The sequence below is a fragment of the Roseomonas sp. HF4 genome (assembly GCF_005222755.1).
GTDB lineage: Bacteria > Pseudomonadota > Alphaproteobacteria > Acetobacterales > Acetobacteraceae > Neoroseomonas.
Genome location: NZ_STGD01000019.1, coordinates 1 through 22,271 on the forward strand (window position 1 = coordinate 1; position 22,271 = coordinate 22,271).

General features: G+C 68.7%; 23 protein-coding genes, 1 tRNA gene and 1 other RNA gene. 16 read left to right on the forward strand and 9 right to left on the reverse strand.

What is annotated here, in order from left to right:
* Positions 1–171: 171 nt before the first annotated feature.
* From E8M80_RS22290 to E8M80_RS22305, 4 genes are all read right to left on the reverse strand, one after another.
* Positions 172–2,133 (reverse strand): N-6 DNA methylase, encoded by a 1,962-nt coding sequence (locus E8M80_RS22290; protein ID WP_137127944.1) that lies wholly within the window; start codon positions 2,131–2,133, stop codon positions 172–174.
* 2 nt (positions 2,134–2,135) lie between these two features.
* The gene (locus E8M80_RS22295; protein WP_137127945.1) at positions 2,136–3,290 is read right to left on the reverse strand and encodes a restriction endonuclease subunit S; all 1,155 of its coding nucleotides are present in this window, start codon (positions 3,288–3,290) and stop codon (positions 2,136–2,138) included.
* Complete coding sequence (locus E8M80_RS22300) at positions 3,287–5,707, reverse strand: DEAD/DEAH box helicase family protein (protein ID WP_137127946.1); 2,421 nt, start codon at positions 5,705–5,707, stop codon at positions 3,287–3,289. Before E8M80_RS22300 ends, E8M80_RS22295 begins: the two co-directional genes overlap by 4 nt.
* Before the next feature lie 536 nt (positions 5,708–6,243).
* A tRNA-Gly gene (locus tag E8M80_RS22305) sits at positions 6,244–6,318 on the reverse strand.
* A gap of 120 nt (positions 6,319–6,438) precedes the next feature.
* On the opposite strand from E8M80_RS22305, the gene E8M80_RS22310 reads away from it, so the two are divergent.
* The 9 genes from E8M80_RS22310 to typA all read left to right on the forward strand — a co-directional run bounded on the left by E8M80_RS22310 (position 6,439) and on the right by typA (position 14,020).
* Positions 6,439–7,410 (forward strand): tripartite tricarboxylate transporter substrate binding protein, encoded by a 972-nt coding sequence (locus E8M80_RS22310; RefSeq protein ID WP_137127947.1) that lies wholly within the window; start codon positions 6,439–6,441, stop codon positions 7,408–7,410.
* Positions 7,411–7,920, forward strand: a complete 510-nt coding sequence (locus E8M80_RS22315; protein WP_137127948.1) for a prolyl-tRNA synthetase associated domain-containing protein — start codon at positions 7,411–7,413, stop codon at positions 7,918–7,920.
* A 69-nt stretch (positions 7,921–7,989) separates the two neighbouring features.
* A complete protein-coding gene (locus E8M80_RS22320) occupies positions 7,990–8,934 on the forward strand; it encodes a tetratricopeptide repeat protein (protein WP_137127949.1) in 945 nt (314 codons plus the stop codon).
* A gap of 7 nt (positions 8,935–8,941) precedes the next feature.
* A complete protein-coding gene (locus E8M80_RS22325; RefSeq protein WP_137127950.1) occupies positions 8,942–9,607 on the forward strand; it encodes an LON peptidase substrate-binding domain-containing protein in 666 nt (221 codons plus the stop codon).
* A gap of 41 nt (positions 9,608–9,648) precedes the next feature.
* A complete protein-coding gene (locus tag E8M80_RS22330; protein WP_137127951.1) occupies positions 9,649–9,846 on the forward strand; it encodes a Trm112 family protein in 198 nt (65 codons plus the stop codon).
* Positions 9,846–10,214, forward strand: a complete 369-nt coding sequence (locus E8M80_RS22335; protein WP_137127952.1) for a gamma-butyrobetaine hydroxylase-like domain-containing protein — start codon at positions 9,846–9,848, stop codon at positions 10,212–10,214. The genes E8M80_RS22330 and E8M80_RS22335 overlap by 1 nt, the downstream gene beginning before the upstream one ends.
* A gap of 61 nt (positions 10,215–10,275) precedes the next feature.
* On the forward strand, positions 10,276–11,280 hold the full coding sequence (locus tag E8M80_RS22340) for an adenosine kinase (RefSeq protein WP_137127953.1): 1,005 nt from the start codon (positions 10,276–10,278) through the stop codon (positions 11,278–11,280).
* Positions 11,281–11,535: 255 nt separating this feature from the next.
* Positions 11,536–11,922 (forward strand): hypothetical protein, encoded by a 387-nt coding sequence (locus E8M80_RS22345; RefSeq protein WP_137127954.1) that lies wholly within the window; start codon positions 11,536–11,538, stop codon positions 11,920–11,922.
* Between the two features lie 259 nt (positions 11,923–12,181).
* On the forward strand, positions 12,182–14,020 hold the full coding sequence (gene typA / locus E8M80_RS22350) for a translational GTPase TypA (protein ID WP_137127955.1): 1,839 nt from the start codon (positions 12,182–12,184) through the stop codon (positions 14,018–14,020).
* Between the two features lie 74 nt (positions 14,021–14,094).
* On the opposite strand, the gene E8M80_RS22355 is transcribed toward typA, so the two are convergent.
* Entirely contained in the window at positions 14,095–14,502 is a 408-nt protein-coding gene (locus E8M80_RS22355; protein WP_137127956.1) for a hypothetical protein, read from the reverse strand.
* Positions 14,503–14,647: 145 nt separating this feature from the next.
* Between E8M80_RS22355 and E8M80_RS22360 the strand changes: the two genes are divergently transcribed.
* Positions 14,648–15,031 (forward strand): antitoxin Xre/MbcA/ParS toxin-binding domain-containing protein, encoded by a 384-nt coding sequence (locus E8M80_RS22360; protein WP_137127957.1) that lies wholly within the window; start codon positions 14,648–14,650, stop codon positions 15,029–15,031.
* Between the two features lie 14 nt (positions 15,032–15,045).
* Positions 15,046–15,462 (forward strand): RES family NAD+ phosphorylase, encoded by a 417-nt coding sequence (locus tag E8M80_RS22365; protein WP_240790174.1) that lies wholly within the window; start codon positions 15,046–15,048, stop codon positions 15,460–15,462.
* Positions 15,463–15,526: 64 nt separating this feature from the next.
* On the opposite strand, the gene nth is transcribed toward E8M80_RS22365, so the two are convergent.
* Complete coding sequence (gene nth / locus E8M80_RS22370) at positions 15,527–16,171, reverse strand: endonuclease III (protein ID WP_137128017.1); 645 nt, start codon at positions 16,169–16,171, stop codon at positions 15,527–15,529.
* A gap of 93 nt (positions 16,172–16,264) precedes the next feature.
* On the opposite strand from nth, the gene E8M80_RS22375 reads away from it, so the two are divergent.
* Positions 16,265–16,771, forward strand: a complete 507-nt coding sequence (locus tag E8M80_RS22375; protein ID WP_137127959.1) for a DUF2244 domain-containing protein — start codon at positions 16,265–16,267, stop codon at positions 16,769–16,771.
* 249 nt (positions 16,772–17,020) lie between these two features.
* Here E8M80_RS22375 and E8M80_RS22380 read toward each other — a convergent pair whose 3' ends face one another.
* Genes E8M80_RS22380 through E8M80_RS22390 form a run of 3 tightly spaced genes read right to left on the reverse strand, consistent with a single transcriptional unit; the run spans position 17,021 to position 18,764 of the window.
* Positions 17,021–17,323 (reverse strand): phosphoribosylamine--glycine ligase, encoded by a 303-nt coding sequence (locus tag E8M80_RS22380; protein WP_137127960.1) that lies wholly within the window; start codon positions 17,321–17,323, stop codon positions 17,021–17,023.
* Entirely contained in the window at positions 17,320–18,243 is a 924-nt protein-coding gene (gene nudC, locus E8M80_RS22385; protein ID WP_137127961.1) for an NAD(+) diphosphatase, read from the reverse strand. Before nudC ends, E8M80_RS22380 begins: the two co-directional genes overlap by 4 nt.
* A gap of 53 nt (positions 18,244–18,296) precedes the next feature.
* Complete coding sequence (locus E8M80_RS22390; protein ID WP_137127962.1) at positions 18,297–18,764, reverse strand: YHS domain-containing (seleno)protein; 468 nt, start codon at positions 18,762–18,764, stop codon at positions 18,297–18,299.
* Between the two features lie 98 nt (positions 18,765–18,862).
* Between E8M80_RS22390 and ffs the strand changes: the two genes are divergently transcribed.
* The 4 genes from ffs to recR all read left to right on the forward strand — a co-directional run bounded on the left by ffs (position 18,863) and on the right by recR (position 22,072).
* An RNA gene (gene ffs / locus E8M80_RS22395) (signal recognition particle sRNA small type) lies at positions 18,863–18,955 on the forward strand.
* 48 nt (positions 18,956–19,003) lie between these two features.
* Positions 19,004–20,941 carry a DNA polymerase III subunit gamma/tau gene (locus E8M80_RS22400; protein ID WP_137127963.1) on the forward strand — a complete coding sequence of 646 codons (1,938 nt, stop codon included), beginning with the start codon at positions 19,004–19,006 and terminating at the stop codon, positions 20,939–20,941.
* A 14-nt stretch (positions 20,942–20,955) separates the two neighbouring features.
* Entirely contained in the window at positions 20,956–21,279 is a 324-nt protein-coding gene (locus E8M80_RS22405; protein ID WP_137127964.1) for a YbaB/EbfC family nucleoid-associated protein, read from the forward strand.
* 199 nt (positions 21,280–21,478) lie between these two features.
* Entirely contained in the window at positions 21,479–22,072 is a 594-nt protein-coding gene (gene recR, locus E8M80_RS22410; protein WP_137127965.1) for a recombination mediator RecR, read from the forward strand.
* The last annotated feature ends 199 nt before the right edge of the window (positions 22,073–22,271 follow it).

Consider the following 22,271-nt stretch of genomic DNA (forward strand, 5'->3'; position numbering starts at 1 on the left):
CGAGGACTACAACACCATCCATCCTCACAGCGGCTTGCGCATGCGTTCGCCGCGTGAGTTCATCGCTGCGCAGTCAGCAACCCAAGCCGCATGTCCGGTTTGATGGGGGCAACTCCAGCAATGATGCAAGGTGAGCAGGTACCGCCTTTCGAATCCGACCCGGGGTGGCGATCAAAGAGAACCCGTCAGGTCCCGCAGTTTCGCTAGCGCAGCGGCTACCACACGACCTTGGTCAGCGATCGAGTCTAGGATCTGCGCAGTGGTCCGGGTGTCGCGTTCAACGCGTGCTCGCGGATTGACCGCTTTCAGATCAAAGGTCGCGGCATCGATGGCGTCCGCGGCGGCCTGGGCCTCGCGGGCAGTCCTCTCCGCGGTCAGAATTTGCTCACGGCATTCAGCCAGAGCCTTGTCGCTGCCGCCGGCCCTTCTCAGGACGCCCAGCCGCTCCTTCACCGCTACAGCATCGCTCTTCGCGCGCTCCACTTCTGCCAGGTGGGGCGCCATCTCTTCGCGGGCCTTGGCGCGGCGAGCGGCAAAGTCCATCACCCACGAGAAATCGCTATCCGCCTCTGGGGCGCCCCGACGATCCAGCAGCCGAGCGAAGGTCGGAAACGGCTTCTCGGCGTTACCGTCCTGCTCGCGCCAATCGCCCACCAGCGTGGTTGGCAGATCCTCGTCTTCGAGCACTTCGAACTTCGGGCCCCAGCCGAAGTGCGCCAGGGTCATCGGCGTCTTCTTGCCAACCTTCACGTGCGACAGATCATAGTACCAGATACGCTCAGTCTTCTGTCCCCTGGTGAAGAAGAGGAGGTTGGTCTTCACTCCGGCGCCGGCGGTGGAAAAGAGACCGCCGGGCAGACTGACGATGCACCAGAGATCGCACTCGTCGAGCAGTTTCCGCTTGGTCTCCACGAAGGCAGTCTCATTCGTCCGGAACAGGAGGCCCTCGTCTACAACCACAGCACAACGGCCACCAAGCTTGCCGTCCAGGGCTTGCTTCAGGTCGGATAGGATGTGCTGGACGAACAGGACCTGCGTAGAGCTGGTCTCGAAGCTGTAATTCTTCTGCGCCTCTCTTCCTTCCTTTCCGCCGAAAGGAGGATTGGTGAGGATCACGTCGAATGTGGTCGGGGCTGCTTCAAACAGACCTTCGTAAGTCGGCGCACCCGACAGCGTGTTGCCGTGCCAAAGGTTAGGTTGGTCGATTCCGTGCAGCACCAGATTTGCGAGCGCGATCGGAAAGACGAGATTTTCCTTTTCCCGGCCGAAGAAGGTGTCGTGCTTCAGACGCTCAAGATCGGTTGCTGATGCCCCATCGCCGAGCGCCCGTGCCAGGTAGTCATAGGCTTGCGCCAGAAATCCGCCCGTTCCGCAGCAGGGATCGTAGACGGTCTCGCCCAACTGTGGATCGAGCGTGCGCACCATCGCCCGCACGACCTCCCGCGGCGTGAAGAACTGACCACCGTCAGAATTCTTCTCGCCCATCTTCAACAGTAGGTCCTCATAGACCTGAGACAGGGTAAAGAAGTGACGATCGTCGATGTGGTCGATACTGATCTGGTGCACCAGGTCGAGGATGTTTGCGAAATCCGTCTCTGAATCGACACGGACCTTCTCGACTGCCGTCATGATGCGGCCAATCACCCGCTGCTTCGGACTCGCCGAGGGGTTCAGCTGACCGGCGTTGGGCCCTTCGCGCACGACATCCAAGCCGTGGAGATAGGGCAGCAGTTCCTTGTTGATGAAGCCGAACAGGTCGCCCACCTTGGCCTTGAGCTGATCCCGCTTCCAGCCAACCGCTTGGCCCTCTGGCGTCAGCAACTTGCCGGCTGGATCTGTCGGTGCCGCCCAGTCCTGCCAGCGGTACGGCGCCCGCAACGCTGGCGTGTATGGTTTGCCAACTGCCTCAGCGGCCTCTCGGTCGCGAGCCTCCTGCGCGTCGAGGATGCGCAGGAACAGGATCCAGGTCAGTTCTGGCACATACTGTAGTGCACTGGCGCAATTGGACCGGCGCATGATGTCGCAGATCGACTTGACGAAGCTGGACAGCGACTGCGTCGATGCGATGGACCTGGGCGCTTTTGGCGCCTTGGCTTTGCTCAAGGCATCGGAGCTTTTCTTTGTGCGAGCCATCTTCACGATTCTTCAAATGTTTGGGCAAGCAGGCGGCCGGGCAGCAGATCAATATCCCGAAGCTGCGCCTCGACCTGCTGCTTCATGGGTCGAATCTGTGCCAATGCCTGGCTCGCTGCCCTCTGCACTTCATACGGTGGCAGAGCAATCTCGCCCTCCGCCAGACGACTGAACAGCATCCGCTCTCGCACCGCACCGCGCGCCAGCGACGTGATGCATCTCTCGCCCTCGGGTGAGCGGAGCCAATAGTAGAACCAGCGCGAATCAACGACACCATCGCGTCCACGCAAGACCACATAGTCGGGGCTGGTTATCCCCGCCGTGTCGACGTCATCGACCATAGCAATCGAGCCGATCAGGATGCGCATCGGGTTGTAAAAGACGGTGCCTTGTAAGACCGGCTTGTAGCGGCTCGGGTTCTTTCCGACCGGTTCCTTGGCGGGCGCTAAACCGTTACGGGTGGCCCCTAGGACTGGAAAATCCGTCCAACTCGCGCCGATGCCGTCCTTCACCTCGCTCAGCACTTCCCCAAGTGGACGTGGCTCATCACCCGAAACCGCAAGAGTTTCCCGGACAATCGCGTTAGCCAAATGGGTGCAGTCCTCGATTTGTGTAATCGCTGCGACGCGAGCGTCACGGGCCGCGCTCATGAGGCCTTCGAGGCGCTTGGCGATATCGCACTGCTTGTCGCGCTTGGGCAGCGCGATGGGTATCGACGCGATGACATCCTGGCCGATGTTCCGCATAGAATCACTTGCACCGGTTGCGTAACGCTCAATATGATTTCGCGCCGCGGGAGAACGGAGGGCATAAAGCAGGAATGATTTATCTATCTTATTGGTGTCAACTATGAGCCTAAGGGTCTTATCTGAGAGTAATCGATAAGGATGATCTTCTTTCACGAGAACGACAGCGCCAACAAGATCTTGTGTATTGGATCGTGATATTAAAAGATCTCCACATCGAATGCGGTGGTGATATTCCGGTGTGTAATCGCTGATCGCTTTTGCTTCTTCAGGACGGAATTCCGACCACGTAACGGCGCTGACTTTAAGCACGCCGAGCTCATCCTTTCGCGCGATCGTTTCTTTGGTTTGGAAGCTTTTTCCTGTTTCGATTCCAATAAGAACGTCGCCCAAGGTTTTGTCTGCGATCATGCTCCAAATAGCCTAGTCTTCGCTTCGATCACCACGGCGCTTGGTATACCCAGGGAGCGCAATGCGTGAAGGCCGCCTGCGCGCCTGATCTCCGGGACATTCCATAGTTCTGCCGATTCGAGGGCGTCCGTTCCACCAAGACCAAACTGGTGGCCCAAACCCCTCAAGACGATTGCTGCTTTTGGATCCGCAGACGCAAACCACGAGGCTTGCCGCTCGAGGTAAGCGCCCTCGCGTTCGCTCCGCTTAAGCGCCTTCTCTCGATAACCGTAATGGGCGAAGAGATCGAAGTGATCGCACTCACCAAGGCCCATCAGCTCGCGCACCGTATCTGGCGAGAAGCGCTCACCGAGTAGGTGCTCGATAAGCTTGCGGCGCCGCTGTGTTTCCACCCAGAGGCCCCGAAAGTCGTGGATGGTTGCAGCTTCGCGTAGCACGCGGGCAACCATATCCTGCCGGTATTCGTCCAGGGGCACCGGCACTTCGCGGCGCACCCCGTTCACCATGCGCTCCTGCAGGATGAAGCGCCCCTGAACCACCACCGTGCCGTTGTGCCCGGTCTTCATCTCCGGGAGAGGCAAGGGGTCGCGCCCGCCGTCGTCCCCACCTCCGTCGTCTCCGCCGCCGTCGTCGTCGTCCGGTGTGGGTAAGCGCGGCTGGGTCGGCGCCGTGATGAAATCTGTTCCGAACAGGTCGGTCACGCCGGTGTAGTCATAGAGCCAGAATTTGTATTTCTGCGTTTCCTCGTGAATGCGCGTGCCGCGGCCGACCATCTGGTAGAATGTGATGCTCGATTGGAGATAGCGGAAGAACACCACGGCGTTCAGCCGCTCGATATCCACCCCGGTAGCCAGCAGGTCCACGGTGCACGCGATGAAGCATCGCTCGCCGGAGCCGCGCATCTGTTCGATCAGTTCAGACCCGCCCTCGGCCGTGCATTTGAACGCGTAGTGGTCCTTCGGCGTAACGCCCTGCTCCTGGCACCAAACGGCGTAAAGGCGCTGCATCTGCATGGCGACGCGGTCAGCGTGCAGGTCGCGATTGCAGAAGATGATGACCTTCTGTTCTGGCCCGCCGTGCTCGCACAGGCGCTGAAACAGGTCAGCGCACATCGTGGCGATGCGCTCGGGCAGCAGGATGTCATTGTCGAAGGTATTGGCGGCGTACTGTGCCTTCAAATCCTCTTCGGAGATCGGCCGGCCCGTGCGTGCGTCGATAGGCTTCGCGGCCAGTACATCGTCCCGCGTGAAGGTCTTCCAGTCGATGGACGGCTTGAGCCTGACGATCTCACAGGCTGCCAGGTAGCCGTCTTCCTGCGCCTGGATCAGCGTGTACTCGTAAACCGGCTCGCCGAAGTAGTTGAGATTGTTGGCTGTGATGCCGGCATCGTCTGGGGTCTGGTGCTTGGAGTCGCGCAGCTGCCGCGGGGTGGCGGTCAATCCGATCTGGATCGCCTCTGGGTTCCGCTTCAGCACCTCGGACCATCTACCCCAAGCCGAACGATGGCACTCATCGATGATGATGACCGAAAAGGCGTTCTCCGCGTAATGCTCTGTGAGGAAGCTGGCGTAGCTCTGGTCTTCATCATCCAAACCGAGCGTGTGGTACGTCGCGATGTGCACCTTGGCGTTCTTCGCGGCGTTCTGGCCCCGCTCGGTTCTCACGATGCGAACGCTGCCTTTCGGGAAGGCCTTCGAGATCTTTTCCCAGGCCTGCTCGCGCAACTCGTCACGGTCGCACAGGAACAACGCCGGCTTCGCCAGCTGGCCGGCTTCGTGGAGACGCCAGAGTAGGTTGGCAGCGATCACCGTCTTGCCGGCGCCAGTTGCAAGCGACAGTAGGGCGCGGGGCGGGGTGCTCGACTGCTGGCACTGCAGCACCTTCTCGAACGCTGCTCGAATGGCGGCGTCCTGATAGTAGCGGGGTTTGTTGTAGGCAGGGGCGTCGGCCATGAAGAGCATCGCCGCCTCTGGCGCCGCGATGTCGATTTGAATGTCCTTGGCGTACCGAGCGGTCAAATCGTCATGGCTGGGGAAGTCTGGGAACGGGTGCGGTCCGGCAGGCATCTGGGTGCCCTTGTCGAACTCTCCGTATCGGTGGCCATTGGTGGCAAAGACGTACTGGACGGCAAACCGGAGGCATTCGGCATAACGCTTGCCCTGCTGCATTCCCTTGAGAGGATCCTCGGTCTCGGCCTTGGCCTCGATGACGCCCACCGGGAGGGGCTTCGGCATCTCGCCGACCTGGACGCACAGCAGGTAGTCGGTTCGGCCATTGCCCGCACGACGCCGGCCCTTGTTTCCGGTCGGCTCGACGGGAGCCGGCGTTTCCAGTTTGACGCGCCACTGCCGGTAGCCCTTGTCCCTTAGGACAGGGTCAATGAGCTCGTAGCGCGTTTCAGCTTCGTTGTACGGCATCTGGAACCCCTACACCCGAGGGCCCGAACCACAGCGGGTGCGGGACACGGGCGGGTTCCTGGTGCGGGTGGCGCGAGCGTGGCCGTAGTCTCCGACCGGCAGGGCACCCCGTTGTCTTGAGGGCTGTGCCCGCTGCCGTTCCGCCATTCCCGATTCCCCTTGCAACTCAAGCGGGAGAATACAGAAAGAGAGACGGATTGCGCAGTCATTGCGGAGGCCGGACTGACCCGAGTTTGCGGTTCTTCTCGGGAGGCTCGGGACTTGCGGCTCACGGTTGGAACCGGGCCGCGATCGCCCGAGCGGTCTCACCCCCAACCCCAAGCCGAATGGGCGCCCGGAGATCGGCCTTTTACCTAGTTTTCAGGCTTGTAGACTGAATCGCCCAAGTCCCGAGCTTCGGAGAGAGAGTGGCCCTGGGGAGACGGAAAAGCCGGTCGTTCCGGTCTCCAACCCCCAAGCCTTTGCGGCAAAACCCCAGGAAACCTGCGGTTCACGGCGCTACTTGCAAAGGGAAAACATGAGGTTGGAAAACCGACTGGAGCGGGCGAAGGGATTCGAACCCTCGACCCCGACCTTGGCAAGGTCGTGCTCTACCCCTGAGCTACGCCCGCGCTCCGTGCGGGCGGCGCTAATGGCATGCTGCGCACCGGATTGCAAGCCACCCCCCTCGACAATCCGGCCGCCGTCGCCCGATGCTCGCGCACCGGCAGCCCGCCGGGGGGAAAACGTCCATGAACCGCCGCACCGCGCTCGGCCTCGCCGCCAGCGCCCTCGCCCTGCCCGCCATCCACGGCGCCGCCGCCCAGGGGTTCGACCGCCAGGTCCGCTTCGTGGTGCCCTTCGCCCCCGGGGGCACCTCGGACATCCTGGCCCGGCTTCTCTCGCCGGAGCTCACGCGGGCGTTCGGGCAGACCGTGGTGGTGGAAAACCGCTCCGGCGCCGGCGGCAACATCGGTGCCGACCTCGTCGCGAAGTCCCCGCCCGACGGGCACACGCTCCTCGTGATCGACGTCTCGACGCTGGCCACCGCGCCGGCGCTCTACACGCGCCTCCCCTTCGACCTGAAGCGCGACCTCGCCCCCGTCACGATGCTGATCTACGCCCCCTACATCCTGGCGGTGCATCCCTCCGTGCCGGCGCGGAATGCAGCGGAACTCGTGGCCCTGGCCAAGGCGAGCCCCGAGCGCGTGAACGTCGCCCATGCCGGCATCGGCGTCGGCAACCACCTGACGGGGCTGCTGGTCGCGCAGCATTGGGGCGCGCAGCTGACGCAGGTGCCCTATCGCGGCGGCGCCGCGGCGCTGACGGCGGTCGCGGCCGGCGAAGCGCAGATGATCATCAACGGCGCGACGGCGACCGCGCCCTTCTGCAAGCAGGGCACCCTCCGCCCGATCGCCGTCACCGGCCCCGCCCGACTGGCCGACTTCCCGGACGTGCCGACCTTCCGCGAGCTCGGCTGGCCGGCGGCCGACAGCGGCACCTGGCAGGGCGTGCTCGTGCGCGGCGGCACCCCGGCGCCGATCGTCGACCGGATCGCCGGCGACCTCAGGTCCGCCATGGCGGCGCCCGCCGTTGCACAGCGCATCACGGCGCTCGGCGCCGTGAACCGGGTCGAGGGGCCGGACAGCTTCCGCACCTGGCTCGACAACGAGATCGAGGTCTGGTCCAGGGTGGTCCGCGCCAACAACCTGCAACTGGACTGAATGCCCGAAACGACCGAGGGCCTGCTGGCCCGCCTCGCCGCCGCCGGCATCGCCGCCGAGACCCGCCGCCACCCACCCGTCTTCACGGTGGCGGAAAGCCGGGGCTTGCGCGGCGACCTGCCCGGAGGACACACCAAGAACCTGTTCCTGAAGCCGGCGAAGGGGAATGGCCCCTACCTGCTCGCGACGCTGGAGGAGGACCGCCAGGTCTCGGTCAATGCGCTCGCGCGCATGGCCGGCGCCGGCAAGGTCGCGATGGCGAGCGCGGAGGACCTGCAGGCCACCCTCGGCGTGCCGCCCGGCGCGGTCACGCCCTTCGGCCTGGTCAATGCCGCGCCGGGATCGGTTCGTTTTGCGATCGACCGGCACCTGGTGGAGGGCTTCGGGCGCATCTGGGTCCATCCGCTGACGAACGCCGCCAGCACAGGCCTCGCGCCACGCGATCTGCTCCGCTTCCTGGCGGAGGCCGGGCACGCGGCGGCGCTGCTCGACTTCCCTCCGGCCGCCTAGGCCGTTACCACGCCTTGCGCCCCGCCCCGGACGGCGCATCTATGCGCGAAGACTCGAGGAAAGCCTGCCATGGAAGTTCTGTTCGACCCGGCCCGCCAGGGCGCCACGCCCGGTGCCGCCCCCGCGGGGGCGATCAAGGATGGCGACCAGAAGACCTTCATGCAGGACGTGGTCGAAGCCTCCCGCGAGGTGCCGGTCCTGGTCGATTTCTGGGCGACCTGGTGCGGCCCCTGCAAGACGCTGACCCCGGCGATCGAGAAGGTGGTCAATGCCGCCGGCGGCCGCGTGCGCCTGGTCAAGATCGACATCGACAAGAACCGGCAGCTGGTCCAGCAGCTGACCCAGATGGGCCTGCCGCTGCAGTCCGTTCCCACGGTCGTCGCCTTCTGGCAGGGCCAGATCCTCGACCTGTTCCAGGGCGCGCTGCCGGAATCCGAGGTGAAGCGCTTCGTCGAGGGCCTGCTCAAGGCCGCCGGCGGCCAGATGCCCGGCGCCGACCTGCTGGCCGAGGCCGAGGCCGCGACCGCGCAGGGCGACCACGCCGCGGCGCTCGAGCTCTACGGCGCGCTGTCCCAGCAGGAGCCCGAGAACGCCAAGGCGCTGGCCGGCGTCGCCCGCACCCTGCTCGCACTGGGGGAGGAGGACCAGGCCAAGGCCGTGCTCGACAGCGCCCCCGACAAGATCAAGGACGCCGCCGAGATCACGGCCGCGCGCAGCGCCATCGAGCTCGAGATCGAGGGCCGCCGCGCCGCCGCCATGCTGGCCGAGTTCGAGAGCCGGATCGCCGCCGATGCGGACGACCACGCCGCCCGCATCGACCTTGCGGTGGCGCTGAATGCCGCCGGCAACCGGGACGGCGCCGTCGATGCGCTGATCGAGGCGATCCGCCGCGACCGCGCCTGGAACGAGGAAGCCGCACGCAAGCAGTTGCTGAAGTTCTTCGAGGCCTGGGGCTTCGACGACCCGGCCACGCGGGCCGGCCGGCGCAAGCTCTCGACACTGCTGTTTCGCTGACGGCCTGATGAGCGTCTTCCTCCCCCGCCTGGCCGAACTGCCGGAGGAGATCGCGATCTTCCCGCTGGGCGGCGCCCTCCTCCTGCCGCAGGGCCGCCTGCCGCTCAATATCTTCGAGCCGCGCTACCTGGCCATGACGCTCGACAGCCTGGCGAACGGGCGGATGTTCGGCATGGTGCAGCCCGACACGCGGGCACCGAAGGGGGAGGCGGGGCCGGGCGTCTACAGGATCGGTTGCCTCGGCCGGCTCTCGTCCTTCAGCGAGACCGATGACGGGCGCCTGCTCATCACCCTGACCGGCGTGGCGCGCTTCCGCATCCTGGGCGAGCTACCGCTGGCGCCGGGCGGGTATCGCCGCGTGCGCGCCGACTACGCCGGCTTCGCCGCCGACCTGGCGGAGGACGAGGCGGCGCCCGCGATCGACCGCGCCGAGCTTCTCTCGGCGCTCCGGCCTTATTTCCGCGCCCGCGGCATCGACGCCAACTGGGAGGCGGTCGAGCAGATGGACGACGCCACGCTGGTCACCACGCTGTCGATGGTCTGCCCCTTCGAGGTGCCGGAGAAGCAGGCGCTGCTGGAAGCCCCCGATGCGACCGAACGGGCGCAGATGCTCGTGGCGCTGATGCGCATGGGCGCGGCGGCGAACGCGGCGCCCGATGGGCCACCGAGTTGACCACCGCCCTTCCCGCAGGACTCCACAAGGACCCGAGACCGATGTCCGACACCCCCCCGGCCGGCGGCGCCGTCGACCCCCGCCTGCTCGAGATCCTGGTCTGCCCCGTGACAAAGGGTCCGCTGCGCTACGACCGGGAGAAGGGCGAGTTGGTCAGCGAACGGGCCGGCCTCGCCTACCCGATCCGCGACGGCATCCCGATCATGCTGCCGGATGAGGCGCGCAAGCTCGACGCCTGATGACCGGCGCGCCCACCGAGATCCGCCTCAAGCGCGCGGAGCAGGCGGTCGAGGTCGCCTGGGCAGACGGCACGCGCTTCCGCCTGCCGGCGGAATACCTGCGCGTGGAAAGCCCGAGCGCCGAGGTGCAGGGGCATGGCCCCGGCCAGAAGGTGATCGTCGCCGGGCGTCGGCATGTCGGCATCCTGCGCATCGAGGCGGTGGGCAACTACGCGGTCAGGATCGTCTTCGACGACCTGCACGACACCGGCATCTACTCCTGGGACTACCTCCGCACGCTCGGACAGGAACAGGACGGCCGCTGGGCCACCTACCTGGCGGAACTCGGCGCGCGCGGCCTGACGCGCGACCCGCCCCGGCGCGGCTGAGGTTGCCGCCCCGCGGCCCCGCCGCTATGCCGCGCCATCCCGGCAGGAAGGCGCCCGCGCAATGACCACCCTCGATATCCTCGGCATCGGCAACGCCATCGTGGACGTGCTCGCGCGCGCCGAGGAGGAGGTGCTGGTCCGGCACGGCATGGCCAAGGGCGGCATGGCGCTGATCGGCCCCGACCAGGCCGAGACGATCTATGCCGACATGGGCCCGGGCGTTGAGAGCAGCGGCGGCTCGGCCGCCAATACCTGCGCCGCGGCAGCCGCGCTCGGCGCGCGCGTCGGCTATCTCGGCAAGGTGGCGGACGATGCGCTGGGCGCCGTGTTCCGCCACGACATCACCGCCGCCGGCGTCCATTTCCCGACCGCGCCGCTGGCCGGGGGCGCGCCGACCGCGCGTTGCCTCATCCTGGTGACGCCGGACGGGCAGCGGACGATGAACACCTTCCTCGGCGCCTGCGTCACCTTCGGGGAGGCCGACCTCGACGCCGCGGCGATCGCCGGCGCGTCCGTGACCTACCTGGAAGGCTACCTGTTCGACCCGCCGGCGGCGCAGGCGGCCTTCCGCGCCGCGGCGCGCATCGCCCACGCCGCAGGGCGCAAGGTCGCGATCACGCTGTCGGACCCGTTCTGCGTGGAGCGCCACCGCGAGGCCTTCCTGGCCTTCGTCCGGGAGGAGGCGGACATCGTGTTTGCGAACGAGGCCGAGATCCGCGCGCTGTACCACGCGCAGTCCTTCGAGCAGGCGGCGGCGGCGGTGCGCGCCGACGTGGGCCTGGCCGCCCTGACGCGGAGCGAGCAGGGCAGCGTCATCCTGGCGGGGGAGGCTATGCACCGGGTCGACGCCGCGCCCGCGCAGGTGGTCGACACGACGGGCGCGGGGGATTCCTATGCGGCCGGCTTCCTCGCCGCATTGACCGCGGGGCATCCGCTGCCGGAATGCGGCCGCTGGGCGTCCATCGCGGCGGCCGAGGCGATCAGCCATTTCGGCGCGCGGCCGCAGGCGGACCTCAAGGCGCTGGTGGCGGGCGGGCCGAAGGGTGTGGCCGCCGCGCTGGGGTGATCTGTGCGAAATCCTGCGGGCCGCGCGCTTCGCCCGTTCATCGCGCACGGTCCTGCAGGGAAGAAACAGCGCAATACCGTGACGTTTCCCCCATGCCCTGCGCGACCAATTCACGAATGAACACACGGAACCGTTTCACGCATTGGTGTATCGCGTGAAGTTGAGGGCCTCGGAAGGCATACTTCTCTGCTGCGACACAGAATGGCCTTATTCAGGATCATTCTAAGACAAGCCCATAACGGAGAGGAGAAGGGAATGCGCACCGACGCAATTCGTCTCGCGATATTTGTCCTGAGCCTGGCGGCAACGCCGTCCCTGGCGCAGCCCGTCCCACTCAACGGCGGCGACCCGGTCGCCGCGCAGGCCGACGCCCTGGGCGCGCAGCAGGTCGACGGGCTGTTGCGGCAGGCCGACCAGGCCGCCCGCCAGGGCCGGCTGCCGCTGGCGAATGAACTCGTCGAGCGGGCCGAGACACTGGTCCTGACGCGATCCACCCTGGCCGGCACCGAGACCGTGCCGCTGCAGGATGGCGCCGTCGCGCGCCTGGCCGCGGCACGCGTGGCGCTGGCCCGCCGCGACATCCCGACGGCCACGGCGCTGATGGCCGAGGCGGCGAGCCTCGCCCGCGCGCCGACGATGTGATGGGCTCGGCGCGGGTCATCCTCCCCGGCACCCGCGCCGGACCCCGACGCGGCGGTCCGCGGCGCCCCCCGCATTTCGGCGCCGCGGACCGTCCTGCGCCGGCCACGGTTGCCGACGGGCTTTTTTCCTCGCCTTTCCGCCCGCGAGCCCCTATGTGTGCGCCGCAATAAGCCCGCCCGAGGAAGGCCACGCCGCTCGCCCACGACCGGGGCAGGGGCTTGGTCGTGCGTGCAGGCCCCCAAAGTGACAGGAGTGCGCGATGAGCGCCGCCCGCATCCGCAACGTCGCCATCATCGCGCATGTCGACCACGGCAAGACCACCCTGGTCGACCAACTGCTGCGCCAGGCCGGCGCCTTCCGCGCCAACCAGCAGGTGGCCGAACGCGCGCTCGACCGCAACGACCTCGAGCGCGAACGCGGCATCACCATCCTGGCGAAGTCGACCGCCGTGGAATGGAAGGGCGTCAAGATCAACATCGTGGACACGCCGGGCCACGCCGATTTCGGCGGCGAGGTCGAGCGCATCCTGTCCATGGTCGACGGCGCCATCGTGCTGTGCGACGCGGCGGAAGGGCCGCTGCCGCAGACCAAGTTCGTGCTGACCAAGGCGCTCGCGCGCGGCATCCGCCCGATCGTCGTGATCAACAAGGTGGACCGCCAGGACGCCCGTCCGCACGAGGTGCATGACGAGGTCTTCGACCTGTTCGCCGCCCTGGGCGCGTCCGACGAGCAGCTCGACTTCCACACCCTGTTCGCCTCGGGCCGGCAGGGCTGGGCGGATCTCGACCTGGAAGGCCCGCGCAAGGACCTCTCGGCGATGTTCGACTTGATCCTGAGCCATGTGCCGGCGCCGACGGTAGACGACGAGGCACCCTTCGCGATGAACGCCTCGATCCTGGAGGCCGACAATTTCCTCGGCCGCATCCTGACAGGGCGCGTCGAGCAGGGCGTGGCCAGGCTGAACATGCCGGTGCGCGTGCTGCGCCAGGACGGATCGGTCGTCGAATCCGGCCGGCTGACCAAGCTGATGACATTCTCGGGCCTCGACCGGGTGCCGGTCGAGGAAGTGCGCGCGGGCGACATCATCGCCATCGCCGGCCTGTCGGACGCCACCATCCCCGACACCATCGCCGCGCCTGAAGTGACCGTGCCGCTGCCCGCCATCCCAGTCGATCCGCCCACGCTGGCGATGACCTTCCGCATCAATGACGGCCCCCTGGGCGGTCGCGAGGGCAAGAAGGTCACCTCCCGCCAGATCCGCGACCGCCTGATGAAGGAGACCGAGGGCAACGTCGCGATCAAGGTCAAGATCAGCGAGGAAGTGGACGCCTTCGAGGTGGCCGGCCGCGGCGAATTGCAGCTGGGCGTGCTGATCGAGCAGATGCGCCGCGAGGGCTTCGAGCTCACCATCGGCCGCCCGCGCGTGCTGACGCGCGAGAATCCCGAGACAGGCGAGAAGGAAGAGCCCTTCGAGGAATGCCTGATCGATGTCGATGAGCAGTATTCCGGCGTGGTCGTCGACAAGATGGCGCAGCGCAAGGGCATGATGCAGGACATGCGGCCGTCCGGCGGCGGCAAGGTCCGGCTGACCTTCCACATCCCGTCGCGCGGGCTGATCGGCTACCACGGCGAATTCCTGACCGACACGCGCGGCACGGGCATCATGAACCGGCTGTTCCTCGGCTATCAGCCCTGGGCCGGGGCGATCGAGGGGCGGCGCAACGGCTCGCTGATCAGCAATTCCGACGGCGAGGCGATCCAGTACGCGCTGTTCTACCTGCAGGAGCGCGGCACGCTGTTCGTCGACCCCGGGCAGAAGGTCTATGTCGGGCTGATCCTCGGCGAGAATTCGCGCGACAACGACCTCGACGTGAACCCGATCAAGGAAAAGAAGCTCACCAACATCCGCGCCGCCGGCAAGGACGAGGCGCTGCTGCTGATCCCGCCGCGGCGCATGAGCCTCGAGCAGGCGATCGCGTATATCGAGGACGACGAACTGGTCGAGGTGACGCCCTCGGCCGTTCGGCTGCGCAAGCGCTACCTCGACCCGCATGAGCGCAAGAAGCACGCGCGCCGGGCGGAGAGCGAAGCGGCGTGACGTTGTTGCGAGGGAGGCGTCGCCTCCCTCGCGCTCCCTCCGCCAAGGGCCGAAAGGCCCTTGGAACCCTGAACCTAGAGACCCCGCGGCTTGAGCGCGGCGCGCGCTAGCGAGGCGATCTGGCGCCACCGCTCGAGGGCGGCGTCGAGTTCGTCCTCACGATAGACTTGGCCGGCGGCCGTCATGATCGATTCCAGCGACGACCGGTCGAGATTGACCGAATGCACGATGAAGAATTCGGGCCGCGGATCAGCCCGGTCGCGGATGATGCCATTGAAGGTGTAGTTCACCTCGGTTCCGGCGATCTTGATGGCGCTGTACGTGTTCAGCGCGATCCTGCCTGACTTGCCGAGACCGCCACCGGTTGTGAAGGCCGTGCTTGCATTTCCCGGAACCCCGCGGGCGATGGCAGCCACCGGCTCCATGCTGGCGAGAAGTCGCCTTCGTGCGGCCGAATAATCCGGATGCGGTGTATCGATCATCGCGGAAGCATCACCGGACCGGGTATCGGGTTCCAAGGGCCTTTCGGCCCTTGGCGGGAGGGGTTCGGGGAGGGCGGCGCCCTCCCCGCCGCACGCCCGATTTCCCTCGCCTGGCGATATCCCCGCATGCTAAGTGCATATCGCCATGTCTGACCTCGTGCTCGACGCCCCCGACCTGATCGCCGCCGTCCGTGCCGGCCTGCCGGTCGCCGCGGTGGATGAGGCCCTGGCCTCGGGCCGCGTCAGCGCCGCCGAACTCGACCGCCTCGCCATCCCGCGCAAGACACTGGCCCATCGCCGCGCCAAGGGTCGGCTGACGCCCGACCAATCGGACCGCCTGCTGCGTGTCCTGCGCATCGTCGGCGCGGCCGAGGACACCTTCGCCGACCGCGCCCGCGCCGGGATCTGGCTGCGCCGGCCGACCACAGCGCTGGGCGGGGAGGCGCCGCTCGACCTGCTCGATACCGAGATCGGCGCGCGGGAGGTCGAGACGCTGCTCGGCCGCATCGCCCACGGCATCGCCGCCTGATCACCGCCTGGCGCCTGGCCCGGCGGCCCTTCGCGGACCTTTCGGGGGACGGGGCGCGCCGCCATGGCGGCCGCTGGAACAGCCCCGGCCGGGCAGTCGTCTATTTCGCCGACCATCCGGCGCTGGCGGTACTGGAAGTGCGGGTCCATCTCGACCTGCCGCCCGACCTGCTGCCGGCGGACTATGTCCTGCTGCAGGCGGCGCTGCCCGATGCCGCGGAGGCGCTGGCAACCTTGCCGCCGGATCCCCGATCTGTCGGCGATGCCTGGCTCGCCGCCGGTCGGGCGCCCGTGCTGCGCGTGCCGTCCGTCCTGGTGCCGGCCGCGTCGAACCTGTTGCTCAACCCGGCCCATCCCGGGGCGGCCGCCGCCCGCATCACCGCGGTCACTCCCTTCGCCTTCGATCCCCGCCTCTGGCTGGGTGCGCGGTGATGGGTTCCGAGGGCCTTCCGGCCCTCGGCGGGTGGGTCCGGGAGGGCGGCGCCCTCCCGGTGCATCACCCCGGCGGCACGAGCACCTTGTCCCGGTAGTTGCAGAATTCGCGCACCACGCAGCGCCAGCATTCCGGCGCCCGCGCCTTGCAGACATACCGCCCGTGCAGGATCAGCCAATGATGCGCGTCGCGCAGCAACTCGGGCGGGCAGCGCTTCACCAGGCGTTCCTCGACCTCCCGCGTCGTGCGGCCTGGTGCCAGCCCACATCGGTTGCCGAGACGGAAGATGTGGGTGTCGACCGCCATGGTGTCCTGGCCGAAGGCCACGTTCAGCACGACGTTGGCGGTCTTGCGCCCGACACCCGGCAGGGCTTCCAGCGCCGCGCGGTCGCCCGGCACGGCGCCGGCATGCTTGTCCACCAGGCTCTGCGCCAGCGCGGCGACATTCTTCGCCTTCGCCTGCCACAACCCGATGGAGCGGATGAAGCGCCCGATCCCCTCGGCGCCCAGCGTCGCCATGGCCGCCGGGGTCGGCGCAGCCGCGAACAGCGCCGGTGTGGCGCGGTTCACTGCGGCATCTGTGGCCTGCGCGGACAGCACCACCGCCACCAGCAGGGTGAAGGGGTCGTGGAACACCAGCTCCGTCTCGGGCGCCGGGTTCGCGACGGCGAGCGCGCGGATGAAGGCCTCGGCCTGGCGCGCGGGCATCAGGCGGGCGCGGCGCGGCTGCTGCGCGCTGCCGTGGTCGGGTTTCCTGGTCCTGGCTGGCATCGGCGCGATCCTGGCCTATGTTCCGACGCAATGGCAGTCCCCGCCGAGCCCGTCCTGTTCCAGGCCGTCTGCACGCCGTCGCGGTCGCTCACGCCGCGGGGCTTTCGCATCTTCGGGATGCTGCTGGGCCTGTTCGCGATGCTGACCGGGGGGTTGTTCCTGGCGCTCGGGGCCTGGCCCATCCTGCCCTTCCTCGGCGCCGAGGTCGGCTTCGCGCTCGCGCTGGTCGCGATGCATGCGCGCGGCGCGGCGAGGACCGCGGAAGTCGTGGTGCTGACGCCTGCCCGGCTTGCCGTTTCACGCACCGACCGGCGCGGGCGGCGAGCGGAGGTGGTGCTCGACCCCTACTGGGCGCGACTGGTCCACCTGGAGGACCCGGCCCACGCCGGAGTCCTCCGCATCGAGAGCCGCGGCCGTGGTATCGAGATCGGACGGGACCTCTCGGCCGAGGAGAAGCGGTCGCTGCGCGATGCGCTTGACGCCGCGCTGGCCGCCGCGCGACAGCCAGACTTCGACAATCCGCAACTGCGGACCTGATATCGGCCGGCGCGTGTCTCTAAAGGTCGGGGGAGGAGAACCTCCCCCGAGCCCCCCTGTCTTCTATCGCACTTGGCGTCGGCCGTCGAATGTCGGCGCCAAGAGCCAAAGAAGGTTGAGGGGGGGTGTAGGGTGAGAAGTTCCCTTCTCCCCAACCTGATTCCCCATTCCCGTCGAGGGTCGCCAACCCGGCCGGCCGGCACGAAACCCGGCCGTGACGCCGCACGCCCCGGGGCGCGACTGGCCGCCCTACCAGCCCGAACGGCGCAGCGGCTCGACACCGCCCGGCGGGGTCGCGCCGCGGCGGATCATGCAGGCGCGCCAAGCGCGGGGCAGCGCGTCCTGCATCTCGCTCCGCACGCGGTCGTCCTGCGACGGGTTGGCACCCGCGGTGAAGGACGCGGCCAGGCGCCGCAGGTCGGGGTCCTGCTCGACCTCCCGCCGGCAGGCCTGCCCGTCGGGGCTGTCGTCGCGCGGCATGTGGGACCAGACGCCGCCTTGCTGGCAGGCAGCGAGGGCGAGCAGCGCGACCAGGGCGAGCGGACGTGTCATGCGTGCAGCCAGTCCTCGATCAGCCGGCGCGCGATGGAATCCGCGCGCGGCAGGGAAAAGCCCAGCGCCTGGTGGTCGCGGATCTGCGCCCGCGTGAACCAGCGCGCGTCCTTCAGCTCGTCCGGGTCGATGCGGATCTCGTCGCTCAGCCCCTCGGCATGGAAGCCGAGCATGATGGAGGACGGGAAGGGCCAGGGCTGGGAGGAATGATAGAGCACGCGGCCGACCTCGATCCCGGCCTCCTCCTTCACCTCGCGCCGCACGGCTTCCTCCAGGCTTTCGCCGGGTTCCACGAAGCCGGCCAGCGTCGAATACATCGTCACGTTCGGGAAGCGGTGCGAATGGCCGAGCAGGCAGGCGCCGTCGCGCACCACCAGCATGATCACCGCCGGGTCGGTGCGCGGGAAATGCTGCGCGCCGCAGCCCTGGCACACCATCACGTTGCCCGCGCTGCGCGGCTCGCACCGGCTGCCGCAGACGCCGCAGAAGCGGTGCTTGGTCCGCCAATGCATCATGCCGCGCGCATGGGCGAGCACCGAAGCCTCCCCGGACGGGAGCAGCCCCGCCACCTGGCGCAGGTCCGTGAAGGCGCCCATGCCCGAGGGCAGCAGCGGCAGCGGGTCGTCGGCCTGGGAACAATCCACCGCGAAGACCGGCCGACCCTCCCACAGGCCGAGGAAAGCCCAGGGGCCGTCCGCCATGCGCACCGCCTCGGCCGCGGCGCCGGTCAGCAGCACGGCCTCGGGGTGTCCATCCGCGACGTTCCTCATCAGGCTGCGCGCCCGCCAGACGGGGGCGAAGAGCGTATCTGGATGGGTCAGTGCCGTGGCGATGAAATCGGCGTCGTCGCGCTTCTCGGCAGCGCGGTCGAGCGGGCTGCAGGTATAGGCATTGGGGCGGCTGGCAGGGATCGAAAGCATGGCGCGCGGACCCTGCCACGCGGCCCGCCGCCCGTCCATCCGCGGCGGGGCGCCTACTGCGCGGCGAGGCGCGGCCAGTTTGCGTCCGCGCGCGTGATGCGGCCAGGGATGTCCTGCTCCCAACGCCGCTGCACCGACCTGTTGTAGTTCAGGTACAGCCGGCCATCGACGATCCGCCAGGCATTGGGGTCGATTGGCGCCGTGTAGCCCTCGCTGACAGCAAAGGCGCAGAAGCCCCCATAGGCCGGCGCGTAGCGTTCCGGGTCGGCCGCGAAGCGGTCGCGGTTGGCGGCGCTCGCGAAGCGCCAGGTCGCACCCCGCCAAGCATGGGTGAAGTCCGCTCGGCCGGCCACGGGGCGGCCCTCCGTGACATAGGCGACGACATCGGTGCCGCGCACGGCGACGCCGTCCTCCGCGTTCACCTGCGCGGCGGCGGCGGAGGGCAGCAGGCGCGCGCCCAGCGGCACGGCGAGCGTCGCACCGGGCACCATCCAGAGCATCGATCGGCGGGAAAAGGCCATGTCCATTCTCCTTCATCCCTGACTTCGCGCCGGGATGCGGCGCGGTTACGCACCCCCATTGGCGCAGGGGCGCCCCGGCATGATATGGTGTTCTTGGAAGGTCGGCGGCGGACGGGCTCCCCGCCAACCCGGTCAGGTCCGGAAGGAAGCAGCCGTAACGGGTTCTCGCCCGGGTCGCTTGCCGGCCTTCCACCCTTCAGCCACCCCGGCCCGGAGCGGCCGCGCCGCCCAGGGACAGCATGGCATCGGATCTCCTCGGCACACCCGCATCGGATGACAGCGACGCGGCAGCCGAAGAAGGCCTGCCCGAGCCCCCGGCGCCCGACGGCCCCGGCCTGTTCGGCGACCCCGCCCCCGCCCCCGCCGCGCCGCAGCCTGCCATCGCGCCGGCCGCACCGCCGGGCCGCGCGATGTCCTCCGCGAATGCGTATCGCGTGCTGGCGCGGAAGTACCGCCCGACCCATTTCGACGACCTGATCGGCCAGGAGGCCCTGGTCCGCACGCTGCGCAACGCCTTCGCGCAGGGCCGCGTGCACCACGCCTTCCTGCTGACCGGCGTGCGCGGTGTCGGCAAGACCACCACGGCGCGCATCATCGCCCGCGCGCTGAACTGCATCGGCTCCGACGGCACGGGCGGCCCCACCGCCGACCCCTGCGGTGTCTGCCCCGAATGCAAGGCGATCCTGGCCGACCGCCACCCCGACGTTGTCGAGATGGACGCCGCGTCCAACCGCGGCATCGACGACGTGCGCGAATTGCGGGAGGCGCTGCGCTTCCGCCCCGCCCAGGGACGCCAGAAGGTGTTCATCCTGGACGAGGTCCACATGCTGACCGACCAGGCCTTCAACGCGCTGCTGAAGTCGCTGGAGGAACCGCCTCCCTCGGTCACCTTCGTCCTGGCGACGACGGAACTGCGCAAGGTGCCGGTCACGATCCGCAGCCGCTGCCAGGTGTTCTCGCTGCGCCGCGTGCCGGTCGAGATGCTGCGCGGCCATTTCGCGCGCATCGCCGAGAAGGAAGCGGTCGCGGCGGACCCCGAGGCGCTCGGCATGGTGGCGCGCGCCGCCGACGGGTCCGTGCGCGACGGGCTCTCGCTGCTCGACCAGGCGATCGGGCTCGCCGGCGGCGGCGCCGTCACGGCCGAGGGCGTGCGCGACATGCTCGGCCTCGCCGACCGCTTCATGGTGTTCGACCTGATGGAGGCGGTGATGGGCGGCGACATCGCCGCCGCGCTCGGCATCCTGGATCGCACGCACGAGGTGGGCGCCGATCCGCTCTCGGTACTGCAGGACCTCGCGGACCTCACGCACCTTCTCACGCGTTTCCGCGCCGCGCCCGCGCTGAAGGACGACCTGACGCTGCCCGAGGCCGAGCGCACGCGCGGTGCCGCGCTCGCGATGCGGCTGTCGGTGCCGGTGCTCGGCCGCGCCTGGCAGATGCTGCTGAAGGGCATCGCCGAGGTGCAGCAGGAAGGCGTCGACCGCCGCGCCGCGGCCGAGATGGTGCTGATCCGCCTCGCCCACGTGTCCGACCTGCCGACGCCCGGCGAGATCGTGAAGCGCCTGACGCAGGACGGTGCCGGAAGCGCGCCGCAGCCGGCGCCGGGCGGTGGGTCGGGCGGGCTGCGCGCGCTGGCCGGCGGCGGCGCCGTGATGGCGGCGGCGGCGCCCGCACCTGCCCCAGCCCTGCCCCAGCCCTCCGAGTGGCGCGAAGTGGTGGCGCTCGCCTCCGGCGTGAAGCCGCTGCTGCACGCCCACCTGCTGCACGACGTGCATCCGGTGCGCATCGCGCCCGGGCGCGTCGAGATCCGCCCCGCGCGCACGGCGCCGCGCGACCTGGCGGCGCAGCTGACGGCACTGCTGGCCGAGCGCACCGGCACGCGCTGGACCGTGACGGTCAGCAACGAGCCCGGCGAGCCGACGCTGGCCGCGCAGGGCCGCAGCGCCGAGACCGACCGGCGCGAGGCCGCGCGCAGCCATCCGCTGGTGCAGGCGATCCTCGCCGCCTTCCCCGGCGCGACGATCGAGCGCGTGCGCGACGCCGGTGCCGACGACTACGGCCTGCCCCTGACGCCCGCCGCCGCGACCGCGGAGCCCGACGAAATGGATGGCCGCGACTTCGCGCCACCCGAGGCCGAGCCGGCCTGGACCGACGACGACACACCCACCGACGACTGAAGGCACGACACGCGATGAAGAACCTCGGCAACATGCTCAAGCAGGCGCAGCAGATGCAGACGCGCATGCAGGAGATGCAGGCGAAGCTGGAAGCGACCGAGGTCGAGGGTGCGTCCGGCGGCGGCATGGTCAAGGTGCGCCTGACCGGCAAGGGCGACCTTCGCCGCGTCATGATCGACCCGTCCCTGATGAACGCCGACGAGCGCGAGGTGCTCGAGGACCTGCTGGTCGCGGCACACGCCGACGCCAAGCAGAAGGTCGAATCCACGATGGCCGAGGAGATGCAGAAGGCGACCGCCGGCATCAACCTGCCGCCCGGGATGAAGCTGCCGTTCTGAGGGTGGCACCCGAGGGGGGCGCCGCCCCCCTCGACCCCCCGCCAAAGGCCGAAGGGCCTTTGGGAACCATCCTATTGGTCCCGACACCGGGGCGCGCCCTCCCCACCCACACCAGGTATTGGTTTCCAAAGGCCCGTCGGCCTTTGGTGGGGTGGTCCGGAGGGGCGAGGCCCCTCCGGATACCTGCCGTCCCCGCGTGATGCAGAACGACCCCATCGAGCACCTGATCTCGCTGCTCTCCCGCCTCCCCGGCCTCGGCCGGCGCAGCGCGCGCCGCGCCGTGCTGCGCATGCTGATGGACCCGGCCCAGCGCATGATCCCGCTGGCCGAGGCGCTGACCGCCGCCGCCGAGGCCGTCCGCCCCTGCGAGACCTGCGGCAACCTCGACACGCATTCCCCCTGCGGCATCTGCCGCGACACGCATCGCGACCGCCGACTGGTCTGCGTGGTGGAGGGCGTCGCCGACCTCTGGGCGCTGGAACGCGCGCATGCGCATCGCGGCACCTACCACGTGCTGGGCGGCCTGCTCTCGGCCATCGGCGGTACGGGGCCGGAAGACCTAGCGATCACGCCGCTGCTCCGGCGCATCGAGGCCGACGGCATCGAGGAAGTGATCCTCGCCCTGCCCGCCACCGTCGACGGCGCCACGACGTCCCACTACCTGACCGACCGCCTGAAACCCACGGGCACCGCCGTCACCCGCCTGGCCCAGGGCGTGCCGATCGGCGGCGCACTCGACGTCCTGGACGACGGCACGCTGGCGGCAGCGTTCAAGGCACGGCGGCCGCTGTAGATGGCGGAGGGCGTGCCACGGAAGGGCGCCGCCCTCCCGCACCCATCCGCCAAGGGCCGAAAGGGCTCTGGCGGGGAGTGCAGCAGGGCGGCGCACCCCTGCGGCACGCACTCCCCCACCACGCGCCGCCGTGACCTGGTTGCGGCGGCCCTGTGCGCCCTCGCCGCGCCCGTCGTCGCCGCGGCCGAGGGCGCGCGGT